The sequence below is a fragment of the Pseudomonas sp. SMN5 genome (assembly GCF_052041925.1).
Taxonomy (GTDB): Bacteria; Pseudomonadota; Gammaproteobacteria; order Pseudomonadales; family Pseudomonadaceae; genus Aquipseudomonas.
Window position 1 is genome coordinate 37,201 of the sequence record NZ_JBKGGX010000036.1, and the last position, 12,133, is coordinate 49,333.

The 12,133-nt window shown below is 61.7% G+C and carries 11 protein-coding genes; 4 read left to right on the top strand and 7 right to left on the bottom strand.

What is annotated here, in order from left to right:
• Positions 1–303 precede the first annotated feature (303 nt).
• Together ACLEJR_RS25170 and ACLEJR_RS25175 are read right to left on the bottom strand one after the other, a co-directional pair.
• Complete coding sequence (locus ACLEJR_RS25170) at positions 304–1,302, bottom strand: phosphate ABC transporter substrate-binding protein PstS (RefSeq protein ID WP_440817311.1); 999 nt, start codon at positions 1,300–1,302, stop codon at positions 304–306.
• Positions 1,303–1,542: 240 nt separating this feature from the next.
• The gene (locus ACLEJR_RS25175; RefSeq protein WP_440798911.1) at positions 1,543–2,841 is read right to left on the bottom strand and encodes an MFS transporter; all 1,299 of its coding nucleotides are present in this window, start codon (positions 2,839–2,841) and stop codon (positions 1,543–1,545) included.
• Positions 2,842–3,214: 373 nt separating this feature from the next.
• Here ACLEJR_RS25175 and ACLEJR_RS25180 point away from each other — a divergent pair, with 373 nt between their 5' ends.
• Positions 3,215–3,619, top strand: a complete 405-nt coding sequence (locus ACLEJR_RS25180) for an acyl-CoA thioesterase (protein ID WP_003177184.1) — start codon at positions 3,215–3,217, stop codon at positions 3,617–3,619.
• Between the two features lie 56 nt (positions 3,620–3,675).
• Positions 3,676–4,575 carry a D-hexose-6-phosphate mutarotase gene (locus ACLEJR_RS25185; RefSeq protein ID WP_440817314.1) on the top strand — a complete coding sequence of 300 codons (900 nt, stop codon included), beginning with the start codon at positions 3,676–3,678 and terminating at the stop codon, positions 4,573–4,575.
• A 132-nt stretch (positions 4,576–4,707) separates the two neighbouring features.
• Here ACLEJR_RS25185 and ACLEJR_RS25190 read toward each other — a convergent pair whose 3' ends face one another.
• The 5 genes from ACLEJR_RS25190 to ACLEJR_RS25210 form a co-directional block, all read right to left on the bottom strand.
• Positions 4,708–5,244 (bottom strand): DUF3299 domain-containing protein, encoded by a 537-nt coding sequence (locus ACLEJR_RS25190; protein ID WP_440817319.1) that lies wholly within the window; start codon positions 5,242–5,244, stop codon positions 4,708–4,710.
• Between the two features lie 89 nt (positions 5,245–5,333).
• Entirely contained in the window at positions 5,334–5,579 is a 246-nt protein-coding gene (locus ACLEJR_RS25195; protein WP_003187057.1) for a GlsB/YeaQ/YmgE family stress response membrane protein, read from the bottom strand.
• 105 nt (positions 5,580–5,684) lie between these two features.
• The gene (locus ACLEJR_RS25200; RefSeq protein WP_440798916.1) at positions 5,685–6,770 is read right to left on the bottom strand and encodes a 5-(carboxyamino)imidazole ribonucleotide synthase; all 1,086 of its coding nucleotides are present in this window, start codon (positions 6,768–6,770) and stop codon (positions 5,685–5,687) included.
• A gap of 12 nt (positions 6,771–6,782) precedes the next feature.
• Positions 6,783–7,274: a 5-(carboxyamino)imidazole ribonucleotide mutase gene (purE, locus tag ACLEJR_RS25205; protein WP_003196369.1), complete on the bottom strand. Its 492-nt coding sequence runs from the start codon at positions 7,272–7,274 to the stop codon at positions 6,783–6,785.
• 336 nt (positions 7,275–7,610) lie between these two features.
• A complete protein-coding gene (locus ACLEJR_RS25210) occupies positions 7,611–8,528 on the bottom strand; it encodes a LysR substrate-binding domain-containing protein (protein ID WP_440817322.1) in 918 nt (305 codons plus the stop codon).
• Between the two features lie 176 nt (positions 8,529–8,704).
• Between ACLEJR_RS25210 and aspA the strand changes: the two genes are divergently transcribed.
• Positions 8,705–10,129: an aspartate ammonia-lyase gene (aspA, locus tag ACLEJR_RS25215; protein WP_440798920.1), complete on the top strand. Its 1,425-nt coding sequence runs from the start codon at positions 8,705–8,707 to the stop codon at positions 10,127–10,129.
• 493 nt (positions 10,130–10,622) lie between these two features.
• Positions 10,623–12,071, top strand: coding sequence for an alanine/glycine:cation symporter family protein (locus ACLEJR_RS25220; protein WP_053150391.1), 1,449 nt, complete (start codon positions 10,623–10,625; stop codon positions 12,069–12,071).
• Positions 12,072–12,133 lie beyond the last annotated feature (62 nt).

Sequence of the window (12,133 nt, forward strand, 5' to 3'; positions counted from 1 at the left end):
CGGCGAGGCCGCCCACCAGCACGTACCAGCGGGTCAGGCGATCCTTGAGCGCACGGATGCGGCGCTTGCGTTGCAGCTCAGGCGTATTGAAGTCAATGCGCTTGGGAGGGGAAGTCGTAGTCATTGGGGAATTGGCCAGATCATTCATGCGCACACCCTAGCGATCCTGTATGACAGAAAGATGACAATGCAGTGACGCAACAAATCCGCCGCCCGTGGAAACCGGCAGCGGACAGGAAATTAGTGTCTGTGGGAGTAACCTCACTCCCACAGAAAGCCCGGGCATTGGCCCGGGCTCAGGTGTTACTTCTTGGCGACGCTGCCGCCTTCGGACAGGCCCAGATCAGCCAGGGCCTTGGCGGCTACCTTGGCTGGCAGTGGGATGTAGCCGTCCTTGACCACGACTTCCTGGCCTTGCTTAGACAGGATCAGCTTCACGAACTCGGCTTCCAGCGGGGCCAGCGGCTTGTTCGGCGCCTTGTTGACGTACACGTAGAGGAAACGCGACAGCGGGTATTTGCCGTTCAGTGCGTTTTCTTCGGTGTCTTCGATGAACTCGGAACTGCCTTTCTTGGCCAGGGCCACGGTTTTCACGCTGGCGGTCTTGTAGCCGATGCCCGAGTAACCGACGCCGTTCAGCGAGGAGCTGATCGACTGCACGACCGAAGCCGAGCCTGGTTGTTCGTTGACGTTAGGCTTGTAGTCGCCTTTGCACAGGGCTTCTTCCTTGAAGTAGCCGTAGGTGCCGGATACCGAGTTACGACCGAACAGTTGCACCGGCTTGTTGGCCAGGTCGCCGGTCACACCCAGGTCGCCCCAGGTTTTCACATCGGCTTTACCACCGCACAGGCGAGTGGACGAGAAGATCGCATCGACCTGTTCCATGGTCAGGTGCTGGATCGGGTTGTCCTTGTGCACGAAGACGGCCAGGGCGTCCACGGCCACCGGGATAGCGGTTGGCTTGTAGCCGTACTTCTGCTCGAAGGCTTGCAGTTCGTTGTCCTTCATCTTGCGGCTCATCGGGCCCAGGTTGGCGGTGCCTTCGGTGAGGGCGGGCGGCGCGGTGGAGGAACCGGCGGCTTGAATCTGGATGTTTACGTTCGGGTATTCTTTCTTGTAGTTCTCGGCCCACAAGGTCATCAGGTTGGCCAGGGTATCGGAGCCGACGCTGGACAGGTTGCCCGATACACCAGTGGTCTTGGTGTAGCTCGGGATCGCAGGGTCAACAGCGGCAACCGCGTGGGCAGTCGCGACGCCAGCAGCGACAAACGTCATTGCCGCCATCAAACGCTTCAGTTTCATGCCTTACTCCTAGCAGATAGGGTGTGTTAAGTCGGCCAAGTATCGGTAAGCCGTGTGAACACTCTATGGCTGAAATATGACAATTGGATGAAAGGCCAGCATTGAGTTTTGCAGGATGATTCGTGATGCCCCTAATCGCGAGCAGGCTCGCTCCCACAGGGGTTTGCGGTGTGCGCAGAACCATTGTGGGAGCGAGCCTGCTCGCGATGAGGCCGGTAAAGCCGATGAAAGACTCGGTGCCTAGCGCCCCTTCTTCCAGAGATACGCCCCCACCACAATCCCCATCCCACACAGGATCGCCACGTAATACGCCGGCCCCATCGGACTTTCCTTGAGCAACAGGCTGACGATCATCGGCGTCAGGCCGCCGAAAATGGCGTAGGCAACGTTGTAGGAAAACGACAACCCGCTGAAACGCACGACCGGCGGGAAGGCCTTGACCATGACATACGGGACTGCACCGATGGTACCCACCAGCAGACCGGTGAGGGCATACATCGGGAACAGCCAGCCGGGGTGGTCGGCCAGGCTGTGGTAGAAGGTCCAGGAACTGGCCAGCAACGCCGCGCAACCAAACACGAAGACGCGTCCGGCGCCGAAGCGATCCGCCAGCACACCGGCGAGGATGCAGCCAACGCTCAAGAGCACGATCGCCACGCTGTTGGATTGCAACGCGGTGGTCGGCGCAAAGTGATAAACCGTTTGCAACACAGTCGGGGTCATCAGGATCAACACCACGATGGCGGCGGACAGCAGCCAGGTCAGCAGCATCGAAATGGCGATAGCGCCACGATGGTCACGCAGCACCGCCCGCAACGGCACTTCCTCGGCCAGGGCCTTGCGCAATTGCAACTCGGCGAACACCGGGGTCTCGTGCAGCCAGCGACGCAGGTAGACCGAGAACAGGCCGAACACACCGCCCAGCAGGAACGGGATCCGCCAGGCGTAGTCCGCCACTTCCACCGGGGTATAAATGCTGTTGATGGCGGTCGCCACCAGCGAGCCCAACAGGATCCCGGCCGTCAGACCCGAAGTCAGCGTGCCGCAGGCGTAGCCGATGTGCCGCGCCGGAACGTGTTCGGAAACGAATACCCAGGCACCCGGCACTTCGCCGCCGATGGCCGCGCCCTGGATGACCCGCATCAACAGCAGCAACATCGGCGCCCACATGCCGATCTGCGCATAGGTGGGCAGCAGGCCCATGATCAGGGTGGGTACCGCCATCATGAAAATGCTCAGGGTGAACATCTTCTTGCGTCCCAGCAGGTCGCCGAAGTGGGCCATGATGATCCCGCCCAGCGGCCGGGCCAGGTAGCCGGCGGCGAAAATACCGAAGGTCTGCATCAGGCGCAGCCATTCGGGCATGTCGGCGGGGAAGAACAATTTGCCGACCACGGTGGCAAAGAACACGAAAATGATGAAATCGTAGAACTCCAGCGCGCCACCCAAGGCCGACAGCGACAAGGTCTTGTAATCGTTCCGGGTCAACGGTCGTGCGGGTTGGGATGGCGTCGCCGTGCTCGAAGGCGCAAGGGTCATGGCAAGGACTTCTCTTATAGTAGTTTCTGCAACCCTGGCAAACGGGTTGGGGCCTGGGCAGGTCCGGCACGATAGCAAATTGTTCGAAAAAGCACATAGAGGCGCGTGATTGACAGCCGAAATCGGAACCCAATGGTCGTCGCGACGCCTATCGCCCGATATACTCGCAACCTTGCAACACTCTGTAAGGGGTTGCTGTGCGAAAACGCCGTTGGTGGTGTAGTACAAGTCCAGCCGGTTTCGCAGAGTATCCCTTGGCACGCCTTGACGAAAAACGTGAAGAACCTGGCATGTTCGGGATGAATCGTTTTTTTCAAAGACGGCTGTTCACCCTGAAGCACAAGACAGAGTTACGGGTCAGAGGCCCCTCGGCATGATAGAGCTCGAACAAGAAGATCCAATCCCGCAAGGCGACCTGGCCCTGCAAATCACCGCACTCCCGCGTGAGACCAACGGCTTTGGCGATATTTTCGGCGGCTGGCTGGTGTCCCAAATGGACCTGGCCGGCACGGCCATGGCCAGCAAGGTAGCGGGCGGGCGCGTCGCCACCGTGGCGATCGATCGCATGGCGTTCCTGGTGCCGGTGGCGGTGGGTGCGCAGCTTTCCTTTTATACCCAGGCCCTGGAAATCGGCCGCAGCTCGATCCAGATGATGGTCGAGGTCTGGAGCGACGATCCGCTGTCCAGCGAATGGCGCAAAGTGACCGAGGCGGTGTTTGTCTTCGTCGCCATCGACGGCAGCGGTCGCACGCGTTCGGTCCCGCCACGCGCCCGTTAAACACGGCGACCGTTTTGTGGTCCATTGCAGTTCCTGTTCCCGAGCGAGAATGCAACATGCCTACGCCCAACGTCGAAGCCGTCAAACTGGATGAACTGAACGCCTGGCGCATCCGCCACGGCCAGGCCGAGTTGCTGGTGGCCCAGCAAGGCGCGCATATCCTCAGCTATCAGGTCGACGGCCAGCCGCCGCTGATCTGGCTTAACGACCAGGCCACGTTCAAAGCCGGCAAAAGCATCCGTGCCGGTGTACCGGTCTGCTGGCCGTGGTTCGGTAACCTGACCCGCAACCCCGAGAGCGTCCAGGCCATGCGGGTGAGCAACGACCCGGCCACCGCCCACGGACTGGTGCGAGCGATGGACTGGGAACTCAAAGGCATCCAGACCCAAGGCGAAAGCCTGGCAGTGGAATTCGTCCTGCCCTACCCCGAAAACGGCCTCTCGGGCTGGCCGCATCAGGTGGACCTGAGCCTGACCATCGTGATGGACGAGCAGCTGCACATCCGCCTCACCAGCCATAACCGGGGCAGCGAAACCGTCACCTTGAGCCAGGCGCTGCACAGTTATTTCGCCGTGAGCGACGTACGCAACGTGCATGTCGAAGGGGTGGATGGCCTGCGCTATATCGAAACCCTGGACGACTGGAAAACCGTCGCTCAAACAGGCCACCTGCACTTTGCCGGCGAGACCGACCGTATTTACCTCGAAACTCCGCCCGTCCTGAGCATCGTTGACCCGCAGTGGGGGCGCCGGATTGAACTGACCAGCAGTGGCTCGCGTTCGGCGGTGATCTGGAATCCCTGGATCGAACGCGCCAAGGCGTTCAGTGACATGGCCGATGATGGCTGGCAACGGATGCTGTGCATCGAGACGGCGAATGTGATGGAGGATGTGGTAACGCTGTTGCCTGAGGCCAGCCACACCCTTGGCGTGAGTATCGGTAGCAAGCCGCTCTAAGCCACACTGACAAACCTGTGGGAGCGAGCTTGCTCGCGATGGCGGAATGTCAGCCACATGATTGTGACTGATACACCGCCATCGCGAGCAAGCTCGCTCCCACAGGGGATCTGTGTCGGGCAAATCCCGCGCTTACAAATCCGCTTCCTGCACCACCCTCACCTTCTCTGCATCCAGCGCATACGCCGCGCTCGCCAAGTCGTTGTCGACCTTTTCGATCTTCAGCGTGCCGGTCACCCACAGCGGCGTGTAGATGTCGTCCAGCTTCAGCCCCTTGGGATAGCGCACCAGCACCAGTTGGTTGGGCGGCGGTGGCGGGACGTGGATGCAGGCGCCGGGGTATGGCACCAGGAAGAACAGGGTGCTGCGGCCCTTGGCGTCGGTCTCCAGGGGCACCGGGTAGCCGCCGATGCGGATGTGCTTGTCGTTCATCGACGCCACGGTCTTGGTCGAATACATCACCGCCGGCAAGCCTTTGCTCTGCTTCAGGCCACCTTTATTAGTGAATGTGCCGTCGGCCTCGGGGGAGTTGTGGTCGATCTCGGGCATGGCTTCGAGAGCTTTCTGGTCCGATTTGGGCATCAGTTCGAGCCAATCGGTTTCCGGCAGTTCGGCGGCGTGGACCAGGCCACCGCTCAACAGAAGAAGGGTCAACACTAGACGGCGCATGAGAGGGCTCGGCAATGAGTGAAAAGTGAAACGCCGGGCATTCTAGCCCCCTGCACGCGCCGCGAGCAGAGGGCTTTGTCGCAATTGAATCAGTTTCTTTTGATCAGGCCGTAGATCACCAGCAGCACGATCGCGCCCACCAGGGCACCGATGAAGCCCGCGCCCTGGCCAGCCTGGTAGATGCCCAGGGCCTGGCCGCCGTAGGTGGCTGCCAGCGAACCGCCGATACCCAGCAGGATGGTCATGATCCAACCCATGCTGTCATCGCCCGGTTTAAGGAAGCGCGCCAGCAGGCCGACGATCAGGCCGATGAAGATGGTTCCAATGATTCCCATGGCAATTCCCCGTTCGTTTGAGAAGCTTATGCCAAAGCCTAGTCGGGCTTTGGCACCTTGCCATGAGAGAATTCGACCGACGAATGGTTCCAACCATGTTGCAGATTATTGCTCGGCGATCAGCGTCTCGACCTTGATGATCTGCTGGGCCAGGGTCGCCCGGTCAGCACAGCGCAGGTTGGCGTGACCCACCTTGCGCCCGGCCTTGAACGCCTTGCCGTAATGGTGCAGATGGCAGTCGGCGATTGTCAGGACCTTCTCGGTGTCCGGCACCTTGCCGATGAAGTTCAGCATCGCGCTTTCACCGACCTTGGCGGTCGAGCCCAGCGGCAGCCCGGCCACCGCCCGCAGGTGGTTTTCGAACTGGCTGCATTCGGCACCTTCGGTGGTCCAGTGTCCGGAGTTGTGTACCCGTGGCGCGATTTCGTTGGCCTTGAGGCCCCCGTCCACTTCAAAGAACTCGAACGCCATGACGCCGACATAATCGAGCTGCTTGAGCACCCGGCTCGAATAGTCCTCGGCCAGGGCCTGCAGCGGATGGTCGGTGCTGACGACGGACAGCTTGAGGATGCCGTCCTTATGGGTGTTGTGCACCAGCGGGTAGAAACGGATTTCACCGTCACGAGCGCGCACGGCAATCAGCGAGACCTCCCCGGTGAACGGCACGAAGCCTTCCAGCAGGCAACCCACGCTGCCCAGTTCGGCGAACGTACCGACCACGTCTTCAGGGTTGCGCAGGACTTTCTGGCCCTTGCCGTCATAACCCAGGGTCCGGGTCTTCAGCACCGCCGGCAAGCCGATCGCGGCGACGGCGGCGTCCAGGTCGGCCTGGGACTGGATGTCGGCGAAAGCAGGCGTGGGGATGCCCAGGTCCTTGAACATGTTCTTTTCGAACCAGCGGTCACGGGCGATGCGCAAGGCTTCGGCGCTGGGGTAGACCGGGACGAATTGCGACAGGAAGGCCACGGTTTCGGCCGGGACGCTTTCGAACTCGAAGGTCACCAGATCGACTTCATCGGCCAACTGACGCAAGTGATCCTGGTCACCGTAGTCGGCTCGCAGGTGTTCACCCAGCGCGGCAGCGCAGGCGTCCGGCGCCGGGTCCAGGAAAGCGAAGTTCATCCCCAGCGGCGTACCTGCCAGGGCCAACATGCGACCCAACTGGCCGCCACCGATTACACCGATCTTCATTCGTCAACCACCTCAGGCAATGCGTGGGTCTGGATTGTCCAGGACGCTGTCTGTCTGCTCAGCGCGGAATTTTTTCAGCACGGTATGGAACTGTGGGTGCTTGGCGCCCAGGATGCTTGCCGACAACAGGGCTGCGTTGATCGCACCGGCCTTGCCGATGGCCAGGGTCGCGACCGGGATACCGGCCGGCATCTGTACGATCGACAGCAGCGAATCGACGCCCGAGAGCATCGACGACTGCACCGGCACGCCCAATACTGGCAGGTGGGTCTTGGCCGCACACATGCCAGGCAGGTGAGCCGCGCCACCGGCACCGGCGATGATCACCTCGATGCCACGGGCCTCGGCTTCCTCGGCGTACTGGAACAGCAGGTCCGGGGTGCGGTGGGCAGACACCACTTTCACCTCGTAGGGAATGCCGAGCTTTTCCAGCATATCGGCGGTGTGGCTAAGGGTGGACCAGTCGGACTTGGAGCCCATGATCACGCCAACCAATGCACTCATCAACGTGCCTCTTCTCTCTGGGCGCCCGCAGGCGCGTCAAAAAACAACAAGCCACGCGGGAAACCGGCGTGGCTTGTTGTACGAATAATGGCCGATCTGGACCGGCCGAAGGCCGCGCAGTATACCGCAATGAAGCAGATAAACAGCCCCTGTCGCGACCATCTGTCATTTGCGGTTAAACGGCGATTTTATTGACCCGAAGGTCAGCGGCAGCACACCGCAATTCCCTTTGTGGGAGCGAGCTTGCTCGCGATGGCGTCGGATCAGCAACATCGATGCAGGCTGACCCACCGCTATCGCGAGCAGGCTCGCTCCCACAGGGGGTATGTGTCGTTATCAAGAATGGGAGACACCCTGTGCCACCCCACCCTCCAACTTGCGCCACAGCAGCCGCACATTGGCCTTGCGCACCAAGGCGCAGCGATACAGGCGGATCTCCAGCGGCACGTGCCATTGCGCCCCGCCGCAGATTACCAGCTCGCCCCTGGCCAGTTCGGCGCGCACGCTCAGGTGCGGCACCCAGGCGATGCCCAGGCCTTCCAGGGCCATGCTCTTGAGGCTGTCGGCCATGGCCGTCTCGTAGACCGTGGTGAACCGCAGCGCTCGCTGGCGCAACAACTGGTTGACCGAACGCCCGAGGAACGCCCCAGCGCTGTAGGCCAGCAATGGCACGCTGGTTTCACCTTCGAGGTCGAACAACGGTTTGCCACCGGCATCGGCGGCGCAGACCGGGAGCATTTCGGTCTGTCCCAGGTGCAGGGATGGGAAAATCTCAGGATCCATCTGCATCGCCGAATCCGGATCGTAGAAGGCCAGCATCAGGTCGCAGCCGCCCTCGCGCAGGGCGTGCACGGCATCGCCGACGTTGGTCGCCACCAGCCGCGTGGCGATGTTCATCCCGTCGTTGCGCAACTGCGCGATCCAGCGTGGGAAAAAACCCAGCGCCAGGGAATGCGCGGCTGCCACCTGGATCACCTCGCCCTGTCCGCCTTCCAGGTGATGCAAGTGACGCAACACCTCGCCCAACTGCTCCACCACCGTGCGCGCCGTCACCAGGAACAACTGCCCCGCTGCCGTCAGCTCGACGGGCGTGCGGGAACGGTTGACCAGCGTCAGGCCCAGCGCCGCTTCAAGGCTGCGGATGCGTCGGCTGAACGCCGGCTGCGTCACGAAGCGCCGTTCAGCCGCTTGGGAGAAACTCCGGGTCGCGGCCAGGGCACTGAAGTCCTCGAGCCACTTGCTTTCAAGATTCATACAACCTCCCGACGCACCAAAACAGGTCACACGTTCGCCGCACCGTCGGCGTCACACCGGCATTATGCCGAATCTGCATAGGCCAGTGTTTAACAGCATTGGCCCAAATTTCTATCCAGGCCTAGGATTCGCAGCGTTCCGGCTCAGACCGGGTCCTTATCGAGATGATTTCTATCATGTCCTCCGCTGCATCTTTCCGCACAGAAAAAGACCTGCTTGGCGTACTCGAAGTACCGGCGCAAGCGTACTACGGCATCCAGACCCTACGAGCGGTAAACAACTTCCGTCTCTCCGGCGTCCCGATCTCGCATTACCCCAAGCTGGTGGTCGGCCTGGCCATGGTCAAGCAAGCCGCCGCTGACGCCAACCGCGAGCTGGGCCAGCTCAGCGAAGCCAAGCACGCAGCCATCAGCGAAGCCTGTGCACGATTGATCCGCGGCGATTTCCATGAAGAGTTCGTGGTGGACATGATCCAGGGCGGCGCCGGCACGTCGACCAACATGAATGCCAACGAAGTCATCGCCAACATCGCGCTGGAGGCCATGGGCCACCAGAAAGGCGAATATCAGTACCTGCACCCCAACAACGACGTGAACATGGCGCAGTCCACCAACGACGCCTACCCGACCGCGATCCGCCTGGGTCTGCTGCTGGGTCACGATGCGTTGCTGGCCAGTCTCGACAGCCTGATCCAGGCGTTCGCCGCCAAGGGTGAGGAATTCAGCCACGTCCTGAAAATGGGACGTACCCAACTGCAAGACGCCGTGCCGATGACCCTCGGCCAGGAATTCCGCGCCTTCGCCACCACCCTGAGCGAAGACCTGGCGCGCCTGAAGTCCCTGGCGCCTGAACTGCTGACCGAAGTGAACCTGGGCGGTACCGCCATCGGCACCGGCATCAACGCCGACCCACGCTACCAGGCCCTGGCCGTGCAGCGCCTGGCAACCATCAGCGGCCAGCCACTGGTCCCGGCTGCCGACCTGATCGAAGCCACCTCCGACATGGGCGCCTTCGTGCTGTTCTCCGGCATGCTCAAGCGCACCGCGGTCAAGCTGTCGAAGATCTGCAACGACCTGCGCCTGCTGTCCAGCGGGCCGCGTACCGGCATCAATGAAATCAACCTGCCGGCTCGCCAGCCAGGTAGCTCGATCATGCCCGGCAAGGTCAATCCGGTGATCCCGGAAGCGGTCAACCAGGTGGCGTTCCAGATCATCGGCAACGACCTGGCCCTGACCATGGCGGCCGAAGGCGGCCAACTGCAGCTGAACGTGATGGAGCCGCTGATCGCCTTCAAGATCTTCGACTCGATCCGCCTGCTGCAACGGGCCATGGACATGCTGCGCGAACACTGCATCGTCGGCATCACCGCCAACGAAGCGCGCTGCCGCGAACTGGTCGAACACTCCATCGGCCTGGTCACTGCCCTGAACCCGTACATCGGCTATGAAAACGCCACCCGCATCGCCCGTGTTGCCCTGGAAAGCGGCCGCGGCGTGCTGGAACTGGTGCGCGAAGAAGGTCTGCTCGACGACGCCATGCTCGACGACATCCTGCGCCCGGAAAACATGATCGCTCCGCGTCTGGTCCCGCTCAAAGCGTGATCGACGCGACCATTGCTCACCAGGTCGAGGGACTAGACACCTCTCACCTTTTGAGGGCTTGGGGACCTTCCCCAAGCCCTTTTTTTTAATTGAAAGCTGTCAATCGAGGATGCCTGAACCTGTGGGAGCGAGCCTGCTCGCGATGAACGATGACGCGCTGCCGTTGGAAAAAACCGTGTCGCCAGCCATCGCGAGCAGGCTCGCTCCCACAAGAACCTGACCGAAAGGCCAGGTGTTGCAAAAGGTCCGTTTCGTCGGACGCACCACAACCGTGCAGACGGGCACCGCACTGATCGGTATAGTGCCGCCCCTCTTCGCGTGAGCGGTCGTCGGTAACGAGGCCCAACACATGCGAAACCCGAACTAATAACAAACCCGCGAAGTGGTCCGGGACGAAACATCGCCTCGCCTGTTGTGTCGCTCGCCGACCAATGTAACGCGATGTTTCCAAATGGCCAGTATTTGCTTAAACAAAAAACAGCGAGGAATACTCATGCTCGAAGTCATCAACGACTTCCTCTCAGGGAAAGTGCTGATCCTGCTTATTGTGGGACTCGGTAGCTACTTCACGATCCGCTCGCGCTTCGTCCAGTTCCGCCATTTCGGCCACATGTTCAGTGTCTTCAAAGAGTCCCTTCACGGCCAGGCAGGCCAGCTGAGCTCGTTCCAGGCCCTGATGCTGAGCCTCGCCGGTCGCGTCGGCGCCGGTAACATCGCCGGTGTCGGCATCGCCGTGACCCTCGGCGGCCCGGGCGCTGTGTTCTGGATGTGGGTCACCGCACTGGTGGGCATGTCCAGCAGCTTCTTCGAATGCACCCTGGCCCAGGTCTACAAGCGCGCCGACGGCGACGGCCTGTACCGCGGCGGTCCGGCCTACTACATCCAGCACGGCCTGAAGCTGAAAGGCATGGCGGTGGTGTTCTCCATCCTGCTGCTGGTCACCTACGGCTTCGCCTTCATCGGCCTGCAGTCCTACACCGTGACTCACTCGCTGCAGAACGCCTTTGCCTTCGATCCACGCCACACCGGTATCGTCCTGGCGGTGCTGCTGGCCATCACCTTCATCGGCGGCATCAAACGCATCGCCGCAGTGTCCGACCTACTGGTACCGATCAAGACCCTGGCCTATATCGGCGTGACCCTGTACGTGATCGGCACCCAGATCGAACACGTGCCAGCCATGCTGGAAACCATCTTCAAGAGCGCCTTCGGCCTCGACCCAGCCTTCGGCGGCCTGCTCGGCAGCGCCATCGTGATGGGCGTGAAGCGTGGCGTGTTCGCCAACGAAGCGGGCCTGGGCAGTGCGCCGAACGTCGCCGCCGTGGCCGCCGTGAAGCACCCGGGCGCCCAGGGCGTGGTCCAGGCCTTCAGCGTGTTCCTCGACACCTTCGTGATCTGCACCTGCACCGCGCTGCTGATCCTGCTGTCGGGCTTCTACACCCCGGGCTTCGAAGGTGACGGCATCGTCCTGACCCAGAACTCGCTGGCCGCCGTGGTCGGTGACTGGGGACGCGTGTTCGTCAGCGTCGCGCTGTCGCTGTTCGTCTTCACCTGCATCCTCTATAACTACTACCTGGGCGAGAACAGCCTGCAGTTCCTCAGCCGCAACCGCGTCGTGCTGATGGTTTTCCGCGGCCTGGTTCTGGCGCTGGTGGTATGGGGTTCGATGCAGGATCTTTCGACCGTGTTCGCCTTCGCCGACATCACCATGACCTGCCTGGCCTTCGTCAACTTGATGGCCCTGGCCATGTTGTTCAAGGTCGGCCTGCGCGTGATGCGCGACTACGACGAGCAGCGCCGCGCCGGCGTCAAGCAACCAGTGTTCGATTCCAGCAAATTCACCGATCTGGACCTGGACCTGAAGGCCTGGCCGACCAGCCCAAGCCAATCGGCTCCACGCGAGCAAGGCGCAGCCCAGGGCACGCCTGCCACGCAACGCTGATCGCCCTGGGGGGGGGGTTCCCACAACCCCCCCCCAAAAAACACAACAAGGGGGGTCCTGCC